The sequence below is a fragment of the Sulfuriferula multivorans genome, assembly GCF_003851125.1.
Classification (GTDB): Bacteria; Pseudomonadota; Gammaproteobacteria; order Burkholderiales; family Sulfuriferulaceae; genus Sulfuriferula; species Sulfuriferula multivorans.
In genome coordinates this window covers 32,387-51,872 of the sequence record NZ_BGOW01000004.1, presented here as the reverse complement: position 1 = coordinate 51,872, position 19,486 = coordinate 32,387, and the positions used below count along the sequence as shown (strand labels likewise).

Annotated in this window: 18 protein-coding genes and 1 tRNA gene; 5 read left to right on the top strand and 14 right to left on the bottom strand. The window is 57.1% G+C overall.

Features of this window, described 5'->3' with window-relative positions:
- Positions 1-3: 3 nt before the first annotated feature.
- Positions 4-1,314 carry a trigger factor gene (gene tig, locus EI185_RS04085; RefSeq protein ID WP_124703857.1) on the bottom strand — a complete coding sequence of 437 codons (1,311 nt, stop codon included), beginning with the start codon at positions 1,312-1,314 and terminating at the stop codon, positions 4-6.
- Positions 1,315-1,354: 40 nt separating this feature from the next.
- A tRNA-Leu gene (locus EI185_RS04080) sits at positions 1,355-1,439 on the bottom strand.
- 89 nt (positions 1,440-1,528) lie between these two features.
- Between EI185_RS04080 and hpnC the strand changes: the two genes are divergently transcribed.
- From hpnC to EI185_RS04055, 5 genes are read left to right on the top strand one after another with little or no spacing between them, the layout of a single operon-like run.
- Complete coding sequence (gene hpnC, locus EI185_RS04075; RefSeq protein WP_124703856.1) at positions 1,529-2,341, top strand: squalene synthase HpnC; 813 nt, start codon at positions 1,529-1,531, stop codon at positions 2,339-2,341.
- A 9-nt stretch (positions 2,342-2,350) separates the two neighbouring features.
- Positions 2,351-3,184, top strand: a complete 834-nt coding sequence (hpnD, locus tag EI185_RS04070) for a presqualene diphosphate synthase HpnD (RefSeq protein ID WP_124703855.1) — start codon at positions 2,351-2,353, stop codon at positions 3,182-3,184.
- The gene (hpnE, locus tag EI185_RS04065; RefSeq protein ID WP_223247657.1) at positions 3,181-4,458 is read left to right on the top strand and encodes a hydroxysqualene dehydroxylase HpnE; all 1,278 of its coding nucleotides are present in this window, start codon (positions 3,181-3,183) and stop codon (positions 4,456-4,458) included. The genes hpnD and hpnE overlap by 4 nt, the downstream gene beginning before the upstream one ends.
- Positions 4,455-5,204, top strand: a complete 750-nt coding sequence (locus EI185_RS04060) for a YciK family oxidoreductase (protein ID WP_124703853.1) — start codon at positions 4,455-4,457, stop codon at positions 5,202-5,204. The genes hpnE and EI185_RS04060 overlap by 4 nt, the downstream gene beginning before the upstream one ends.
- Positions 5,197-6,531 carry a serine/threonine protein kinase gene (locus EI185_RS04055; RefSeq protein WP_124703852.1) on the top strand — a complete coding sequence of 445 codons (1,335 nt, stop codon included), beginning with the start codon at positions 5,197-5,199 and terminating at the stop codon, positions 6,529-6,531. The genes EI185_RS04060 and EI185_RS04055 overlap by 8 nt, the downstream gene beginning before the upstream one ends.
- Positions 6,532-6,544: 13 nt before the next feature.
- Here EI185_RS04055 and radA read toward each other — a convergent pair whose 3' ends face one another.
- The 12 genes from radA to EI185_RS03995 all read right to left on the bottom strand — a co-directional run bounded on the left by radA (position 6,545) and on the right by EI185_RS03995 (position 19,423).
- Positions 6,545-7,903 carry a DNA repair protein RadA gene (gene radA, locus EI185_RS04050; protein ID WP_124703851.1) on the bottom strand — a complete coding sequence of 453 codons (1,359 nt, stop codon included), beginning with the start codon at positions 7,901-7,903 and terminating at the stop codon, positions 6,545-6,547.
- Between the two features lie 69 nt (positions 7,904-7,972).
- A complete protein-coding gene (cysM, locus tag EI185_RS04045) occupies positions 7,973-8,866 on the bottom strand; it encodes a cysteine synthase CysM (protein WP_124703850.1) in 894 nt (297 codons plus the stop codon).
- Between the two features lie 2 nt (positions 8,867-8,868).
- Complete coding sequence (rfaD, locus tag EI185_RS04040; protein WP_124703849.1) at positions 8,869-9,870, bottom strand: ADP-glyceromanno-heptose 6-epimerase; 1,002 nt, start codon at positions 9,868-9,870, stop codon at positions 8,869-8,871.
- 2 nt (positions 9,871-9,872) lie between these two features.
- The gene (gene rfaE1, locus EI185_RS04035) at positions 9,873-10,811 is read right to left on the bottom strand and encodes a D-glycero-beta-D-manno-heptose-7-phosphate kinase (RefSeq protein WP_124703848.1); all 939 of its coding nucleotides are present in this window, start codon (positions 10,809-10,811) and stop codon (positions 9,873-9,875) included.
- Positions 10,808-12,130, bottom strand: coding sequence for a UDP-glucose dehydrogenase family protein (locus tag EI185_RS04030; RefSeq protein WP_124703847.1), 1,323 nt, complete (start codon positions 12,128-12,130; stop codon positions 10,808-10,810). Before EI185_RS04030 ends, rfaE1 begins: the two co-directional genes overlap by 4 nt.
- A complete protein-coding gene (gene pyrF, locus EI185_RS04025; protein WP_124703846.1) occupies positions 12,127-12,834 on the bottom strand; it encodes an orotidine-5'-phosphate decarboxylase in 708 nt (235 codons plus the stop codon). Before pyrF ends, EI185_RS04030 begins: the two co-directional genes overlap by 4 nt.
- Positions 12,831-13,991, bottom strand: a complete 1,161-nt coding sequence (gene lapB / locus EI185_RS04020; RefSeq protein ID WP_124703845.1) for a lipopolysaccharide assembly protein LapB — start codon at positions 13,989-13,991, stop codon at positions 12,831-12,833. Before lapB ends, pyrF begins: the two co-directional genes overlap by 4 nt.
- Before the next feature lie 26 nt (positions 13,992-14,017).
- On the bottom strand, positions 14,018-14,359 hold the full coding sequence (locus tag EI185_RS04015) for a LapA family protein (protein ID WP_223247656.1): 342 nt from the start codon (positions 14,357-14,359) through the stop codon (positions 14,018-14,020).
- An 89-nt stretch (positions 14,360-14,448) separates the two neighbouring features.
- Positions 14,449-14,736 carry an integration host factor subunit beta gene (locus tag EI185_RS04010; protein ID WP_124703844.1) on the bottom strand — a complete coding sequence of 96 codons (288 nt, stop codon included), beginning with the start codon at positions 14,734-14,736 and terminating at the stop codon, positions 14,449-14,451.
- A gap of 11 nt (positions 14,737-14,747) precedes the next feature.
- A complete protein-coding gene (gene rpsA, locus EI185_RS04005) occupies positions 14,748-16,472 on the bottom strand; it encodes a 30S ribosomal protein S1 (RefSeq protein ID WP_124703843.1) in 1,725 nt (574 codons plus the stop codon).
- A 75-nt stretch (positions 16,473-16,547) separates the two neighbouring features.
- Positions 16,548-18,503, bottom strand: a complete 1,956-nt coding sequence (locus EI185_RS04000; RefSeq protein ID WP_124703842.1) for a bifunctional 3-phosphoshikimate 1-carboxyvinyltransferase/cytidylate kinase — start codon at positions 18,501-18,503, stop codon at positions 16,548-16,550.
- A 50-nt stretch (positions 18,504-18,553) separates the two neighbouring features.
- Positions 18,554-19,423, bottom strand: a complete 870-nt coding sequence (locus tag EI185_RS03995; RefSeq protein WP_124703841.1) for a prephenate dehydrogenase — start codon at positions 19,421-19,423, stop codon at positions 18,554-18,556.
- Positions 19,424-19,486 lie beyond the last annotated feature (63 nt).

Below are 19,486 nucleotides of genomic sequence, written 5' to 3'. Positions count from 1 at the left end.
CTGTTACGCCTTCCCCATCAATTCGTCGAAACTGATCGACTGGTCTTCAACCTGAACACGTTCCAGAGCCCATTCCACCACATTGTTTTCTAACGCAAGCGATTCGATTTCCTGCATGCGCTCCGGGTTTTGATGATGCCACTTTATCACTTCCTGTGGATCTTCGTAACTTTGCGCAAATTCCTGTATCAGGACATTGATCTGCTCAGGCTTGGCAGTCAACTCATTGACACGCACTGCTTCTGCCAGAATCAGCCCCAGACTGACGCGGCGCAAAGCCTGTTCAGTGAATATATCGGCAGGCAACGGCACTTCATTAGGATTAACATTCATTCCGCGCGCCTGCATGTCTTTCAGCGCATTTTGCATCAGGCGCTGGGTTTCCATTTCCAACAGCGATTTGGGCACCTCAATTTTAGTGCTGTCCAGAAACGCCTGCATGACTTGTTCCTTGAGCCTGGCATGAATACGATTTTTTACTTCACGCTCAAGATTTGCCTGGATTTCGGCGCGCATTTTTTGCACATCGCCGTCGGCAACACCCAGACTCGTGGCAAACTCTGCATCCACTTCCGGCAATTTCGGTGCCGCAATATCCGTGACAGACACTTCGAACGTCGCCGTTTTACCAGCCAGTTCCTTGGCCTGATAAGCTTCCGGAAAAGTCACGTCAAAAGACTTGTTTTCACCTGCTTTCACATCAACCAAGGCAGTTTCAAACTCCGGCAGCGTACGGCCCTCTCCCAGCACGACTCGAAAGCCCTTAGCCTCGCCGCCCTCAAAAACAGCACCATCAATTTTGCCGATATAGTCCAGGGTAACCAGATCGCCAGTCTGCGATGCACGGTCGACGGTATTGAATTGGACACGTTGTTTCCGTAATACCTCCAGAGTCTTGTCCACATCGGCATCGCTTACCGTGACCACAGGCCGCGTGATCCTGGCGGAACTGACATCACCCAAGCTGACTTCAGGGTAGACCTCGAACGTGGCAGAAAATTCGATGGATGCCTTATCTGTCGCGTCGGCCCTGGGTTCTATACGCGGATAGCCAGCCACTTTGAGCTGGTGTGCCTGAATCGCTTCCATAAAACTTTTCTGCACCGCATCGCCAAGCACCTCTTGATGAATCTGTCCACCGTATTGCTTGGTAACCAGGCTCATGGGTACTTTGCCACGGCGGAAACCATCCAGCTTGGTATTGCGGGCAATGTCGCGGAGGCGGTTACTGACCTCGGTTTCGATCTGTTGCATCGGCACGGCCAGGTTGATACGACGTTCCAGAGTGCTGATTTGCTCGAGGTTGGCTTGCATTAGGGAAATCCTTACTGACTGATGAATAAGTTATAAATTCTGGTGCGAAAGGGGGGACTCGAACCCCCACACCTTGCGGCGCTGGAACCTAAATCCAGTGCGTCTACCAATTCCGCCACTTTCGCAAACCGCCAAGTGTAATATAATTGCGCCTTCGCTGTCAGCTTCTATGCCCAATAGCGCCAATTATCGATGCCACTGCTCGCCACCTTACATGTCTGTTGGTCATTACGAAAATTTTCCAGTCGCGTCCATTCTGCTGCCACGCCGCCTGCGCCACCCGGTTGCGGTCATTTACCGATTTGCGCGCAGCGCAGATGATATCGCTGATGAAGGGGATGCGACTGCGGAGCAACGCCTGGCTGCACTCGATGCTTACCGCGAGGAATTAAGCCGCATCGAAACGCATCACCCTCCCCTCACCCCATTATTCCAGCAACTGGAAGCGGTCATCCGCAAACATTCACTCCCTTTGCAGCCATTCCGCGATCTGCTGGATGCATTTTCACAAGATGTGGTCAAAACCCGCTACGCTCATTTTGGCGAGGTAATGGAATATTGTAAAAAATCCGCCAACCCGGTGGGCCGGTTAATGCTCGCCCTGTATGGAGAGACCGACACACGCAGCGTGGCCTATTCAGACGCCATCTGCTCCAGCCTGCAATTGATCAATTTTTTGCAGGATATAGCGATCGATTACCAGAAAGGCCGCATTTATCTGCCGCAGGACGAGATGGCCAAATACCAAGTGGACGAAGCACAGATCGCCCAGCAAGACGCAAGTGGGCTGTGGCAGCCATTCATGCTGGCGCAGATCGAGCGAACCCGTAAAATATTGCAGGGTGGAGCGCCGCTGGGCAAAGTGCTCAAAGGCCGCATCGGACTGGAGTTACGCATGATTATCATGGGCGGCGCCACCATTCTGGAAAAATTGCATAAAACGCGCGGCGATATCTACACCCAGCGCCCACTGTTGAATGCCGCTGACTGGCTCAACATGCTATACCGCGCCGTGCGCGCCAAATAGGACACCGCCTTGGATCCCAACCAGTACTGCCAGGACAAAGCCGCCGCCAGCGGTTCCAGCTTTTACTATAGCTTCATGTTCCTGCCGCCGCCCAAGCGCCGCGCCATAGTTGCGCTGTATGCTTTCTGCCGCGAGGTGGACGATATTGCCGACGAGTGTACCGACACCAATGTGGCCCATACCAAACTGGCTTGGTGGCGTGCTGAAGTGGCTGACCTGTATCGTGGCGAACCGCATCACCCAGTGAGTCAGGCACTCGCGCCGGTCATCAAGCAGTTCGATCTGCCGGCCGAACAATTACTGGAAATCATCGATGGCATGGAAATGGATTTGACCCAGCATCGCTATGCCGATTTCAAATCGCTGCGATTATATTGCCATCGGGTGGCGGGTGTAGTCGGTGAACTATCTGCGGTGATTTTCGGCCATACCGAGCGCGCCACCTTGCGCTACGCTGCGGACCTGGGCCTGGCATTTCAACTCACCAACATTATTCGCGATGTGGGCGAAGACGCCCGTCGCAACCGTATTTATCTGCCTATGGATGAATTGGAACAATTCAATGTGAGCGCTTCCGACATCCTCAATGCGCGCGAAACCGATAATTTCCGCCGCTTGATGGAATTCCAGTACCAGCGCGCCCAGCATTTCTATGAGCAAGCCTTTGCCGCCCTGCCTCATGCTGATCGCAAGGCCCAGCGCACCGGGCTGGTGATGGCAGGCATTTACCGCACCCTGCTGGAAGAAATCCGCAGCGAGGGGTTCAAGGTACTTACCCAACGCACCGCACTCACTCCGTTGCGCAAACTATGGATCGCGTGGCGCACCTGGATGAAAGCTTGACACGGCACGTCGCCATTATTGGTGGGGGTTACGCAGGCATGGCCGCTGCCGTGACCCTGGCCCAGCATGGAACAAAAGTAAGCGTGTTCGAGGCAGGAAAAACACTGGGCGGGCGTGCACGCCAAGTGAAGTTAAGCGATATTTGCGTTGATAACGGGCAACACCTGCTACTGGGGGCATACAGCGAGACATTGCGTTTGGTCGAATTGGTAGCGCCGGCAAGCGCAGCGTGGCTGCGGCGGCCACTGCAATTGCATACCCTGGGCGGTTTGCAACTCTCCGCGCCGCGTTTGCCCGCGCCGCTGAATACTTTGCTGGCATTGCTCGGAGCACGTGGCTTGAGCGTCAGCGAACGCTTTGCGGCCATACGTTTCATGCTGGCGCAACGCCGCGCGCATTTCAAATTAAGGCAGGATTTGCCGGTTGCCCAGTTGCTGGCGCAGCACGCCCAGCCGGCAGCCCTGGTGGATAAGCTGTGGGCGCCATTATGTATCGCCGCGCTCAATACGCCGGTTGCCACCGCCTCGGCACAAGTGTTCCTCAACGTGCTGCGCGACAGTCTGACGCGCCGCCGTAGCGACAGCGACCTGGTTTTTCCGGCTCGTGATCTCTCCGCGCTGTTTCCGCAGCCCGCTGCGGATTTTGTTCGCACCCATGGCGGCGCCGTGACGACCGGGAAAACAGTGGATGCGATTACCCAAACCACAGTGGGGTTTTCTGTGAATGGCGACCACTACACCCACCTGATCTGTGCCGTGGCACCGCACCAGGCAATGCGCCTGCTGTCCGGACTGGAAAAGCTGGACCAGGTACGCGCCCTTATCAATGCATTTCGGTATCAGCCGATAGCCACGGTATATCTGCAGTACGCTGCCCAGGTGACGCTCACGAAACCCATGCTGGGTCTGGCTGGCGGGGTCGCCCAATGGGTATTCGATCGCGGAATGACCCACGGCCAGCATGGCCTTCTCGCCGTGGTCATCAGCGCCGAAGGCCATCACCGCGACCTTGCGACGGAAGCGCTAGCGCTGCAAGTGGATGCAGAATTGCGCAACGCGCTGGGCACTTTACCGGCACCGCTCTGGCATAAAGTCATTGTCGAAAAACGCGCCACCTATTCGTGCGATGCCGGGTTGCAGCGCCCTGATCAGGTCACGGCACTCAAAAATTTCTTTCTGGCGGGAGATTATACTGCCAGCGATTACCCGGCCACACTCGAAGCTGCAACACGAAGTGGCGTAAAATGCGCACAACTGATATTGGACCAAGCATGAAAAACTACCAGGCACCCTCTGATTTACTGAAAGACCGCGTCATTCTCGTTACCGGCGCAGGCCAGGGCTTGGGCCGCGAAGCCGCGCTGGCTTACGCAGCACACGGCGCCACCGTGATTCTGCATGGCCGCGATGTGCCCAAACTGGAACAGGTTTATGACGAAATCGAAGCCGCTGGCTATGCGCAAGCCGCTATTATCCCGCTGGATCTGAATGTTGCAGACGATCAAGCTTATGAAGGCCTGGCTGGCTCGATCGGCATGCAACTCAAACGCCTGGATGGTATCCTGCACAATGCAGCCATGTTTTACAGTGCCTGCCCGCTCGAACTGCAAACCATGGAGCAATGGCTCACTTTGATGCGTGTCAACCTGATTGCCCCCTTTGCGCTGACCCGCGCGTGCCTGCCTCTGCTCAAACAATCACCCAGCGCATCGGTGATCCTGACCGGCGAATCTCACGGTCACCACCCTGCTGCTTACTGGGGCGGCTATGCGGTATCCAAAGCAGGTGTGGAACCCCTGACGCAAATATGGACGCAAGAATGGGAAATACTCTACCCCAACATGCGCATCAATACCCTGATTCCGGGACCGGTGGCCTCTCCCAAGCGTCGCAGGACCCACCCCGGCGAAGATCCGGACACGCTGCCACAGATGCCCGACCTGATGCCCGCCTACCTGTATTTAATGGGCGCAGATAGCGCAAACGTTAAAGGGCGGGTCATCGAACTGAATAATGACTGAAACCAGCGCCAAATTTTCCAATAAGTCCCACTTCAAACTGGGACGATACGAAATCGCTGCCGAAATCGGGCACGGCGCGATGGGCACTGTCTACAAAGCGCATGACCCTCTGATTGAGCGTACCGTGGCGCTCAAAACCATACGACTGGACCTGTCACATCAGGCACACCAGGTGTTCGAGGAACGTTTCTACCGCGAAGCCAAATCGGCAGGCCGCCTTAATCACCCCAACATTGTCACGATCTACGACGTAGGTGAAACAGAGGGCAGTGCATACATCGCGATGGAATATCTGGAAGGCGAGTCGCTCGATATGCTGCTCGATAACCATATTCACTTATCCATTGAGCGCATTGCACACATTACGCTGCAGATCGCCAATGGCCTGGCCTATGCTCACCAGCACGGCATCATTCATCGCGATATCAAACCTGCCAACATCATTCTGATGCGCAGTGGCCGAATAGTTAAAATTACCGATTTCGGTATCGCCCAGATCCCGACCAGTGAAAAAACCGGAGACGGTACATTGCTGGGATCACCGCGCTACATGTCCCCGGAACAGGTGCAGAGTAAATTTGTGGATGGTCGCAGCGACGTGTTCTCGCTGGGTATCGTGCTGTACGAAATGCTGACCGGACACCCACCCTTTACCGGCGACGACCTCGGCACCATTCTCTACAATATTATGAACTTCGAACCCGCTCCACCCAGCAGCATCAATAAGGGTGTGCCGGAGCCATTTGATCGCATTGTCATGCGCGCGCTATCCAAAAGGCCTGCAGAGCGTTATCAGTCTGCGCGCGACATGGCCGCCGACCTGCGCGCCCTGCGCAGTGTTACGCCAACTGTCGTTCAGCCAATCAACCCGGCTCCGGATGATACCCCCGCCGCACTGCTGAAGCGTACCAGACAGACAGACAAGGCAATGTTGCGCACGTTGCTGAGCATGGTCAGCCTTGGAATTGCCACAGTAGCTGTGCTGGCAATCATTGCCCTGACCGTGGGTTCGGACACGGGTCATCCACCGCCTGTTACCCGTTACATTAAATCTATCGTTACCGTGCCTGTACCTGCTGCCCCAGGCAGCCAGTCAGTGATTCAGAGTTTCTCTGCAAGGCCAGAGAACCATGGCGGGAAAGCCAAAAAAGTTCAACCTAACCAGATCGCCATCGTTCAACTGGATAAAAAAATCCAGTCGCTTAAAGTCAAACGTGCTGAGTTATTGGCAAAGTTCACCAAGCTTCATCCCGACGTAGTAATGGCCACCCAGCAGATCAAACGCCTGGAGCAAGAGAAGAGCAAGTTAGCACAACAAAAAGAATGAACTGCCAGGGTCGCTACGCCTCGCGCAGATAGCTTACCGCATCCTGCAAGCGTTCCACCGCAATGATCTCCATCCCTGAAATTGCCTGACGCGGCTTGTTGGCCGCAGGCACGATGGCACGGGTGAAACCCAGCTTGGCCGCCTCCTTCAGGCGCTCCTGCCCACGCTGTACCGGACGGATTTCTCCCGCCAAACCCACCTCGCCAAACACCACCAGTTTATCCGGCATAGGCTTGTTTTTGAAGGATGAAACTATCGCCAGCAGCAACGGCAAATCCGCTGCCGGCTCGTTGATACGCACCCCGCCCACGGCGTTGATGAACACATCCTGGTCGTAACACGCCAGTCCCGCATGGCGGTGCAACACCGCCAGCAACATCGCCAGCCGATTCTGCTCCAGGCCGACACTGAGCCTGCGCGGATTGGGCGACGGCGACGACTCCACCAGCGCCTGAATCTCCACCAGCAAGGGGCGCGTGCCCTCCTGGGTCACCATCACGCACGATCCGGGCACGTCTGCACTATGCCCCGACAGGAAAATCGCCGACGGATTGGATACGCCTTTCAACCCCTTGTCGGTCATCGCGAACACGCCCAGTTCGTTCACCGCACCGAAACGGTTCTTGAACGCCCGCACCAGCCGAAAAGCGGAACTGGTGTCGCCTTCGAAATACAACACCGTATCGACGATATGCTCGAGCACGCGCGGCCCGGCCAGCGCACCTTCCTTGGTCACGTGGCCGACCAGAAAAATCACCGTGCCGGTCTGCTTGGCGTAGCGCGTCAATTGCGCCGCACACTCGCGCACTTGCGCCACCGATCCGGGCGCCGATTGCAAGGCCTCGGAATAAACCGTCTGGATGGAATCAATCACCGCGATGAAAGGCTTGTGCTGGTTGAGCGTGGCGAGAATTTTTTCCAGCTGGATTTCCGCCAGCAATTGCAGTTCCGCCGCATCCAGTTGCAAGCGATGCGCGCGCAAGGCGATCTGTCGTGCCGATTCCTCGCCGCTCACATACAGCGTCTTGTGCGCCGTGCTCATGCCGGACAGCGCCTGCAGCAGCAGCGTGGATTTGCCGATGCCCGGATCCCCGCCGATCAGCACCACCCCGCCCTTCACCACCCCGCCGCCCAGCACTCGATCCAGCTCACTGATGCCGGTGACGACGCGTTCGTCCTCCACCGCCTCCACCTCAGCCAGTGACAACACCTCGCTCACCACCGACAGCGCACTGTAACGCGACGGCGCGGCGGCCTCGGCGATGGTTTCCACCAGCGTGTTCCAGGCTTTACATGAGGGACACTGGCCTTGCCACTTGCTCAAGGTATCGCCGCATTCGGTGCAGGAATAGAGGGTTTTTGCTTTAGCCATTGGAGTTATTCGCAGCCGGTTTCGCGCTGCCAGGGCAAGATCCAGGCAAGGCAATCATGCCGGTAGCCGTCACGCCGGGAACACCCCTGTGGACAAATACCGATCCCCGCGGTCGCACACGATGGAAACGATCACGGCATTTTCCACCTGCTTCGACAGTTCCAGCGCCGCAAACAGCGCACCGCCGGAGGATACGCCGGCGAAGATGCCCTCCTCGCGCGCCAGACGTCGGGTGGTTTCTTCGGCGTCCTGCTGGCCGACGTAGATCATCTGGTCGATGCGCGAGAAATCGCAGATTTTTGGCAGGTAGGCCTCGGGCCATTTACGGATGCCGGGGATTTGCGCGCCGTCCTTGGGCTGCACGCCGACCACCTGGATCGCCGAGTTTTGCTCTTTCAGATAGCGCGAGGTACCCATGATGGTGCCGGTGGTACCCATGCTGCTGACGAAATGGGTGATGCTGCCTTCGGTATCGCGCCAGATTTCCGGGCCGGTGCTTTCATAGTGGGCGAGAGGATTGTCCGGGTTGGAAAACTGGTCGAGAATGATGCCTTTGCCCTCGGCCTGCATGCGATTGGCCACATCGATGGATTCTTCCATGCTGCCTGCCTTGCTGGTGAGTATGATTTCCGCACCGAAAGCGCGCATGGTCTGGCGGCGTTCAATGGACAGGTGCTCGGGCATGATCAGGATCATCTTGTAGCCGCGCATCGCGGCGGCCATCGCCAGCGCGATGCCGGTGTTGCCGCTGGTGGCTTCGATCAGGGTGTCGCCGGGCTGGATCTCGCCGCGCGCTTCGGCGTGGGTAATCATCGCCAGTGCCGGGCGGTCTTTCACCGACCCCGCCGGATTGTTGCCCTCCAACTTGACCAGTATGGTATTGCTGGTTGCGCCCGGCATGCGCTTGAGGCGCACCAATGGCGTGTTGCCGACGAAGTCTTCGATGGTTTTAAAGTGCGGCATGGCTACATCCCCTGTTTGGCGCGCAACACCTCGACATAACGCGCCGTGCCCTGTTCCACAGTCAGCAGCGGTGCGTCGTAGCCGGCCTGGCGCAGCGCGGAAATATCGGCCTGGGTGAAGCTCTGGTATTTGCCTTTGAGCGCTTCGGGAAAATCCATGTATTCAATAATGCCCTGCGCTTGCAGCGTAGCCAGATCCAGCGGCGCTTCGCCTGCATGGGTACGACAGGTGTTGATGACAGCGACCGCGACATCGTTGAAGGTCTGGCTGCGGCCGGTGCCGAGGTTGAAAATGCCGGACTGCTCCGGGTGATCGAGGAACCACAGGTTGACCTTGGCGACATCTTCGATGGAAACAAAGTCGCGGCGCTGCTCGCCGTTGGCGTAGCCGTCGCAACCTTCGAACAGTTTCACCTTGCCGTGGGCGCTGTACTGGTTGAAGAAGTGGAAGGCCACCGAGGCCATGCGTCCCTTGTGCTGCTCGCGCGGGCCGTACACGTTGAAATAGCGGAAACCGACAATCTGCGCCGTCCTGTCGTGCCACATGCGTCGCACCGCCTGGTCGAACAGGAACTTGGAATAGCCGTAGACATTGAGCGGCGATTCGTGCGCGCGCTGTTCGCTGAACACGCTACCGGCGCCGTACACCGAGGCCGACGAGGCATACAGGAAAGCCGCGTCGTTATCCTGGCAGAAATTCAGCAGATCCATGGAATAGCGGTAGTTGTTTTCCATCATGTAGCGGCCGTCGGTTTCCATGGTGTCGGAACACGCACCTTCGTGGAACACCGCCGCCACCTCGCCATCCAGCGCTTCCGAGTGGATGAGTTCGAGGAATTCGTTTTTATCCAGGTAATCCGCAATTTCGCAGTCGGTGAGATTCCTGAATTTGTCGGCTTTGCTGAGGTTATCCACCGCGATGATATCGGTGATGCCGCGCTCATTCAGCGCCTTGACAATGTTTGCGCCGATAAAACCGGCTGCACCAGTCACAACGTAATACATGCTTATTCCTTGTCTTCAATGAACAGTTCTTGCGGATGCACCACCGCCGTACCCAGCTTGCCGACCACGATGCCGGCCGCACGGTTGGCCCAGGTGACGGACTCTTCCAGTGTCAACCCGGCCGCCAGCATGACGCCCAGCGTGGCAATCACGGTATCGCCGGCGCCGCTGACGTCAAACACTTCCTGTGCTTCGGTCGCCTGGTGGAACACGCCCTCGGCCGTGAACAGGGTCATGCCCTCCTCGCTACGGGTAATCAGCAGACCTTTCAGGTTCAGCTCCAGGCGCAGCGCTTCGGCCTTGGCACGAAATTCGTTCTCGCTTTTCCAACTCCCCGCCACTTCGCGAAATTCGCTGCGGTTGGGAGTAAGCAAGGTGGCATTGCGGTAGCGCGCATAGTCGTCGCCTTTGGGGTCGACCAGCACCGGCACCCCGCGCGCGTTGGCAGCGGCAATCATGGCTTCAATATGCGTCAGCCCGCCTTTGCCATAGTCGGACAAAATCACCAGCGCGTAATCCGCCAGCATGGCGTGGAAACGGTCCAGTTTGTCGGCCAGCACGGCATCGCTGGGCGGCGTTTCGAAATCTATGCGCAGCAATTGTTGCTGACGGCCGATGACGCGCAGTTTGATGATGGTCGCCAGCGTGGCGTCCTGGTGCAGGCTGGCGTGGATGCCATCCGCCTGCAGCAAGCGGGCGACGGCAGCACCCGCTTCGTCGGCGCCGACCACCGACAACAGCGTGCTGTTTGCGCCCAGCGCTGCGGCATTGCGTGCCACGTTGGCGGCACCGCCCAGGCGCTCCTCCTGACGGTTGATCTTGACTACCGGCACCGGCGCTTCGGGCGAAATCCGCGCCACATCGCCAAACCAGTAGCGGTCCAGCATGACATCCCCAACAACGAGGATGCGCGCGCCTCCCAAAAGCTGATCCAGTTTCATTGGCGGCCGATGGCAAGGTATTCGAAGCCTGCCTCACGCATGCTGGCCGGGTCGTACAGATTGCGGCCATCGAAAATCAGCGGGGTCTTCAATGCGGCTTTTACGGCGCAGAAATCGGGGCTGCGGAATACTTTCCACTCGGTCACAATCGCCAGCGCATCCGCGCCCTGCAAAGCCGCCATGGGGGTATCAACCAGCTGCAATTGCGGATGATCGCCATAAATACGATGGGTTTCATGCGTCGCTGCAGGATCGTGTGCAACCACTTTGGCGCCACGTTCCCACAAACCTTCCATCAGTACGCGGCTGGGAGCCTCGCGCATGTCGTCGGTATTGGGCTTGAATGCCAACCCCCAGACAGCAAAGGTCTTGCCGTGCAGATCATTGCCGAAACGGGCAATGATCTTGTCCAGCAGCACGTGCTTTTGCGCATCGTTGGCGACTTCCACCGCATCGATGACGTGCATCGGCGCGCCGTATTCGCCCGCAGTACGGCGCAGTGCCTGCACGTCTTTGGGGAAGCACGAACCGCCGTAGCCGCAACCGGGATAGAGGAAGTGATAGCCAATACGCGGGTCCGAGCCAATACCGTGACGCACGTTTTCGATGTCCGCACCGAGTTTTTCCGCCAGATTGGCGAGCTCGTTCATGAACGAAATACGCGTCGCCAGCATCGCATTGGCGGCGTATTTGGTCAGTTCCGCCGAACGGATATCCATGCTGATGAGACGTTCGCGGTTGCGTTGAAACGGGGCATACAGGTTACGCATCATTTGCGTGGCATCTTCATTATCGGTACCGATAACGATGCGATCCGGGCGCATGAAGTCCTCTACGGCAGCGCCTTCCTTGAGGAATTCCGGATTGGAAGCAACGCTGAATTTCAGTTTTGATGCGCGTCCGTCGAGTTCTTCCTGCAACGCTGCCCGTACTTTATCGGCAGTGCCTACTGGCACAGTGGATTTGTCCACCACCAGTTTGTATTCGGTCATGTGTTTGCCGATGTTGCGCGCGGCAGCGACCACATATTGCAGATCGGCAGAGCCATCCTCGTCGGGCGGTGTGCCCACAGCGATAAACTGGATAGCGCCGTGATGCACGGCCGCTTCGATATCAGTGGTAAAGTGCAAACGGCCGGCAGCCACGTTGCGTTTCACCATATCTTCCAGACCGGGCTCGTAAATGGGAATGCCTCCGCCCTGCAGGATGGCGATTTTCTTGGCGTCTACATCCAGACACAACACATCATTGCCGACTTCAGCCAGACAGGTTCCGCTTACTAGGCCGACATAGCCTGTTCCGATGACAGTGACTTTCATGGGTTCTCCTCGTTTGATATTTCAGTGTGAATGTTTTGCAAAGCCTTGAGTGGATCTGCCGCATGGGTAATCGGCCGACCAATTACCAGATAATCCGAACCCGCTGCCAGCGCAGCAACCGGCGTCATGACGCGTTGCTGATCCCCCAGCGCAGCCATAGCCGGACGTATGCCGGGAGTGACCAGACAGAACGACTGACCGAGCGTCTGCTTGAGCAGGGCTGCCTCCTGCGCCGAACAGACCACGCCGTCCAGCCCTGCAGCATGGGTCAGTGACGCCAGGCGCAATACCGCATCCTGCGGGCTGCCGGTAAGACCAATTTCGACCATATCAGTTTCGCTCATACTGGTAAGCAGAGTCACCGCAATCAGCAGCGGGCGCTGCGCAGACTCTCCCAGCGCCTCACGCGCAGCGCGCAGCATGCTGCTTCCGCCCAGGGCATGGACATTCATCATCCACACCCCGAGGTTTGCCGCCGCCTTGCAGGCAAGGGCTACAGTGGTGGGGATATCATGGAACTTGAGGTCGAGAAACACCGCAAATCCCTTGTTGGCAAGCGATTCCACCAATCCGGGACCTGCCGCGGTGAATAATTGTTTGCCGACCTTGAGGCGGCATAGCTGTGGATCGAGTTGGGCGACCAGCGCCATGGCGCTGTCGGCGTTCGGGTAGTCCAGCGCAACAATGATTTTCGGATCGTTCATTCTTCCCTTTTCTGCGGCGGAAAACTATCCCAGCTGCCGCATGCCGGGCAATGCCAAAAAAAGCTGCGTGCCTTGAAACCGCATTTTTCGCATTGATACATGGATTGGCGCTGACTGTAGCTGTACACCAGGCCCTTGATGATTTGCAGATCCTGACGCCGCTCCATCGGCGCGTCCAGCAACTCGGCCTCCAGATAGCGATCCAGACCGCGCAGGCTCGGACTGCGGCGCAACTCTTCCTGTGCCAGTTGGTAGGCGGCTTCCGCACCCTGAATTTTAAGGGTGCCGGCGAAAACAGCGTTGAAGAGCTCGAAAGTGCGATGCCGGGCCAAGGCGGCGCGTAACCACGCCAATCCTTCTTCTTCGCGCCCCAACGTGCGATAGCAATCCATCAAGCGATCGGTGATCAGCGTCAAATGGGCGCCACTCTGCGCCTCTACGCGTTTCCATAATGCGATGGCCGCTTCATGCGCACCACTTGTGGCTTCAATTTCACCCAGCAACATGTTGGCACGTACGCAGTTGCGGTTAACGTTTAATGCCTCAGCAAGGTATGCACGCGCAGCTTCCGGATTACCGTGAACGTTTTCGATGGTTGCGAGTTCGCAAAAATAATGCGCGATTTCTATGTGATACGGTTTACTGGAAATCGGCGCGAGCTCGCGTGCGGCAGCAATCGCCTTGTGCCAGTCCTTCACCTGCACGTAAATTTCCAGCAGGAATTGGCGCGCTTCAGCAGCGTACGTTGTTTGCTCCAACTGATTAAAGATAGTCTCGGCGCGATCGAGAATTCCCGCCTTGAGGTAATCCTGTCCCAACTCGGACAGCGCCTTGAGTTTTTGCTCATTCGGCAAATCATCGCGCTCGACCAGATTCTGGTGCATGCGTATGGCGCGTTCCACCTCACCGCGTTTACGAAACAGCCCTCCCAACGCAAAGTGCAAATCCACAGTATCGCTGTCCACTTTGACGACTTCAATAAATGCTTCGATGGCCTTGTCAGGCTGCTCGTTGAGCAGGTAATTAAGCCCCTTGAAATACGATGCGGGCAGGCTGCGCGATTCGCTCATCGCGTGGCGAATATCCACGCGCGCGGCAAGCCATCCCAATCCAAAAAAAAGCGGCAAGGCCAGTAGCCACCAAAGTTCAAATTCCATTATTTTTGTGCGCTCGATTAATTTGGCTATATTTCATCAGGCAAGACAATTTGCCTGGCCTGGACTTCCTTGCGCAAACGCGTCAGTTCACGGCGTTGCCGAAACAGATATCCCATACATGCAGCGACGCCTACTGCTGCGCCCGCCACAAAAAACATCAATATGATCAGCACCAGGGGGGCCTGCCATTGATAACCGAGATAGTAAGTCAGGGTCACTACATCGCTGTTTTTTACTGCAAACCCAAGCAGCAAAATGAACAAAAAACCCTTCACGACCCACCCAAGATAACGCATCAATTTCCCCTGCTCATCGGCAATGCCTGATTTTAACCTTTGCACTCCGCTTCGAACATAAAAAAACGGCATGTCTCACGACATGCCGTTTTTTAGCCTGTCTTTGAATAATTTAACACCGGCTTAAACCATTCACTGACAAACTCCTTGAGTTATCAAACTCAAACTTCCTTGCGATCCACGCGCTCACGCAACTCTTTTCCCGCTTTAAAGTGAGGCACGTATTTCTCGGGTACCGCCACCTTCTCACCGGTTTTTGGATTACGTCCCAAACGGGGGGGGCGATAGTTCAGGCTAAAGCTGCCAAACCCGCGGATTTCGATCCGCTCGCCTTCCGCCAGGCTTTTTGAAACCGCATCCAGTATGGTCTTGACCGCCAGTTCAGCGTCGGTAACGACCAACTGGGGATAGCGTGCGGCTAGCCGCACAATCAACTCCGACTTGGTCATGAACACGCCTTTCAGGACTCGAGGTTTTTATTATCAAGCTTGGCTTTCAACAGCGCACCCAGACTTGTCGTCCCTGTGCTTGCGGATTGATCACCCGCCAGCTTTTGCAGCGCTTCGGTCTGTTCAACGTTATCCTTGGCTTTCACCGAAAGGTTAATGCTGCGGTTCTTGCGATCAACGTTGATGATCATGGCCTCGACTTCGTCGCCGTCCTTGAGGTGGGTGCGGATGTCTTCCACACGATCACGCGACAGCTCGGAAGCACGCAGGTAACCCTCGACTTCATCCGCCAGCTGGATCACGGCGCCTTTGGCATCCATGGACTTGACCGTACCCTTGACCATGCTGCCCTTGTCAAAAGCAGACACGTAATTGTTGAACGGGTCGCCTTCCATCTGTTTCACGCCCAGCGAAATACGCTCGCGTTCCACGTCGATGGCCAGCACCATGGCTTCCACTTCATCGCCTTTCTTGAAGTTGTGCACTGCTTCTTCGCCAGGCTGACTCCAGGACAGATCGGAGAGGTGCACCAGACCATCGATGCCGCCAGGCAGACCAATGAACACGCCGAAGTCGGTAATCGACTTGATCTGGCCGCTCACTTTATCGCCCTTCTTGTGGTTCATTTCGAAATCATCCCAGGGGTTGGACTTGCACTGTTTCATGCCCAGGGAGATACGGCGGCGCTCTTCGTCGATCTCAAGCACCATGACTTCCACTTCGTCGCCCAATTGAACCACTTTGGAAGGATGCACATTCTTGTTGGTCCAGTCCATTTCGGACACGTGCACCAAGCCTTCGATACCCGGCTCGATTTCCACGAACGCGCCATAGTCGGTCAGATTGGCCACTTTGCCGAACATGCGGGTGCCGGTGGGGTAGCGACGTGACAGACCACTCCATGGGTCGTCGCCCAATTGCTTGATGCCCAGCGAAACGCGGTTTTTTTCCTGGTCGAACTTGAGGATCTTGGCTTCTACTTCGTCGCCCACCTGCACCACTTCGGATGGATGCTTGACACGGCGCCAGGCCATGTCGGTGATGTGCAACAGGCCGTCGATGCCGCCCAGATCCACGAATGCGCCGTAGTCGGTGATGTTCTTGACTACGCCCTTGACGATGGCGCCTTCCTTGAGGCTGTCCATCAATACCTGGCGATCGGCACCCATGCTCTGTTCCAGCACGGCGCGACGCGATACCACCACGTTGTTGCGCTTGCGGTCGAGCTTGATGACCTTGAATTCCATTTCCTTGTTTTCGTACGGCGCAGTGTCCTTGACCGGGCGGATATCCACCAGCGAACCGGGCAGGAAGGCACGGATGCCGTTCACCATCACAGTCAGACCGCCCTTGACCTTGCCATTCACCATGCCGGTGACGATTTCGCCGTCTTCCATGGATTTCTCCAGGCTGATCCAGGCGGCCAGACGTTTGGCCTTGTCGCGTGACAGCTTGGTCGAACCATAGCCGTCTTCGAGCATTTCAATGGCCACGCTGACGAAATCGCCTATCGCGACTTCCAGTTCACCGTGGTCATCACGGAATTCTTCAGTAGCAATCAGGCTTTCGGATTTCAGCCCGGCATTTACGGTAACGAAATTATCGTCAATCGCCACGACTTCGGCGGTAATGACTTCACCCGCGCGCAATTCCTGGCGCGTCAAGCTCTCTTCAAAGAGGGCGGCAAAGCTTTCGAAACTGGGTTCGGTGGTAGAGGAAGAAGCAGTAGACGTCATGAAAAGTAAAGGCCTAAAAATCCGCGATGAAATGCGGGGTTCATTATTAACAAAGTCCAAACCCGATTATCGGGTTCAGACACCTTGCCCGGACTGCCTGGCCTGGTAGCTAGCCAGCACGCTGGCGACTGCCTGGTCGATGGTCAGGTGCGTGGTTTCCAGCAGGGTGGCATCCGCGCCTTGCTTGAGTGGGGCTATGCTGCGCGCCGCATCTCGTGCGTCGCGCTCGCGTAATTCCTCAAGCAAGTTTGTAAGATTAGCACTGAATCCTTTTTCCATCAACTGCTTATAGCGACGTTGTGCGCGTTCTTCGGCGCTGGCGGTAAGAAATATTTTAACCGCAGCATCGGGGAACACCACCGAACCCATATCGCGCCCGTCGGTTACCAGCCCAGGCGCCAGACGGAAGGCATGCTGGCGTTCCAGCAAGGCGCTGCGCACCGCAGGGAGTGCCGCCACTTTGGACGCGCCATTCCCGATTATTTCCGTGCGCAATTCATCGCTCACCCGCTCGTCGTCCAGCCAGATTTCATTCCTGTCAAAACGCACCTTCAGATTACGCGCGAGCTGCGCCAATGCGGCCTCATCATCCAGAGCAATGGCGTGCTTTTGCGCCGCCAGTGCAGTGAGGCGGTATAACGCCCCACTGTCCAGATAATGGAAACCCAGCGCCTGCGCAACCAGGGCTGCGACCGTGCCCTTGCCCGAAGCAGACGGCCCATCAATCGCTATAACCGGGATGTCTGCGCGCTGGGTGATGCTGGCAAACGCATCGAAATATCCCGGGTATGTCTTGTTCACGCACCTCGGGTCGTTAATTCGCATCGCCACGCCGGCCAGTGTCACTAACGAAAAACACATCGCCATGCGGTGATCGTCGTAGGTATCAATGGTTGCGGGTTGCAGCTGCATGGGTGGCGTCACGCGCAGGTAATCTGCACCTTCCTCGACGATGGCCCCAACCTTGCGCAACTCCGTTGCCATAGCGTAAATGCGGTCGGTTTCCTTCACCCGCCAGCTGCCAATATTGCGCAGCGTGGTAGGCCCCTGTGCAAACAAAGCGACCACAGCGATGGTCATCGCGGCATCGGGGATATGATTGAAATCTGCGTCGATGCCGTGCAGACAACCCTGAGAAGATGCTTCCACCCAGTTCTCGCCCATCGTAATACTTGCGCCCATCTGCTGCAGCGCCTCGGCAAAGCGAATGTCACCCTGAATGCTGGCGCTGCCTACGCCCTCCACCCGAACCGGACCCCCGCCGATGGCCCCGGCGGCGAGGAAATACGATGCCGAAGAGGCGTCGCCTTCCACATAGATTGTACCGGGGCTGCGATAAACCTGGCCCGCAGGCACCGTGAAGGCTTGCCAGCCGTCACGTTGGACTTCCACACCGTAGCGACGCATCAGGTTCAGCGTAATCTCGATGTAGGGTCGGGAAATCAGTTCGCCGATAACACGGATGGTGATGGATTTCCCGGTAAGGGGTGCCGCCAGCAACAGCCCGGTCAAGAACTGGCTGGACACATTGCCGCGCACCGCCACTTCATTCGTTTCCGTCAAGTGCGCGGGTGCAATTTTCAGCGGCGGAAAATCCGCGTTGCCCAGGTATTCGATCTGCGCTCCGAGTTGGCGCAAGGCATCGACCAGATCGCCGATCGGCCGCTCATGCATGCGCGCAACGCCACTCAAGGTGTAATCGCCTCCGGAGAGCGCCAACGCTGCGGTCAGCGAGCGGAACGCGGTGCCGGCATTGCCCAGCGACAACTCGGCCTGCTTGACCGGAAACGCCCCGCCCACACCCTGTACAACATAGTCCTGCGTATCGCCCTGGCGGGTCCAGTTCACCCCCAGCCGGGCAAGTGCGTCCAGCATCACACGGGTATCGTCGGAATCCAGCAGGCTTTTTACTTCTGTGGTGCCCTGTGCAAGCGCGGATAACAGCAGAATGCGGTTGGAAATACTTTTGGAGCCCGGTAGCTGAATGCTGCCGCGGGCACGAATCAGTGGAGTGAGGTCGAGAAATTCCATTATCAGTTCATGTAGACAATGCTTGGGTAAGGCAATACAAACGGGCCCGATTATTCCTCGGACCAGCGCACACGTGCCGTTTGCGCGCGTTTGAAAGTCGCTTCCAATGCTGCTGCATCTTCTGCTGTCAAAGCTATCCGCATCTGTTCCAGGCTGGCCTGATACTGCTCAATTTCATTTAATAACGCCTGCCGGTTCGCCAGCGCAATATCGCGCCACATTTCCGGGCTGCTGCCTGCAATACGAGTAAAGTCGCGAAAGCCGCTGGCGGCGAAACTGAACAGGGTGTCGGCATTGTCGCGACGGGCGATCATGTCCACCAGCGTGTAGGCCAGCAGGTGCGGCAAATGGCTGACCGTGGCGAAGATGGCATCGTGCTGGGTGGCGGGCATTTCGCTGACCTTGGCGCCGCAGGCCTGCCAGAGCGCGCGCACTTTTTCCAGCGCAGCCTTGTTCGATTGCGGCAAGGGCGTGAGGACGACATTCCTGCCTTGATACAAGCCAGCGCGGGCGGCTGCGGCTCCACAGGTTTCCGCCCCGGCGATGGGATGGCCGGGTACGCAATTGGGCAGGTGCGCAGCGAGGTGCTGCTGCATCAGCGCAGCCACATCCTGCTTGGTACTGCCCGCATCAGTAATGACCGTTTCCGCACCCAGATGCGGTGCGATTTCCAGCATCAGCGCAGCCATTTGACCTACTGGCACCGCGAGCAGCACAACATCCGCGCCTTGCACTGCTGCTGCCGCAGTAGTGGCGATGCGATCGATGATACCCAGCTTGAGTGCTGCATCAAGGTTGGCGCGGCTGCGCCCTACGCCAACCACCTCACCCACCGCAGCGGCCTGCTTCAACGCCAGCGCAACCGAGCCGCCGATCAGGCCGACACCGAATATGGCGAGTTTGTTGATGTGCGTGGTCATTTTCTATGCTGTGTAAAAAGGCCTTTTAGCCACGGAGGGCACGGAGAACACAGAGAAAGAATC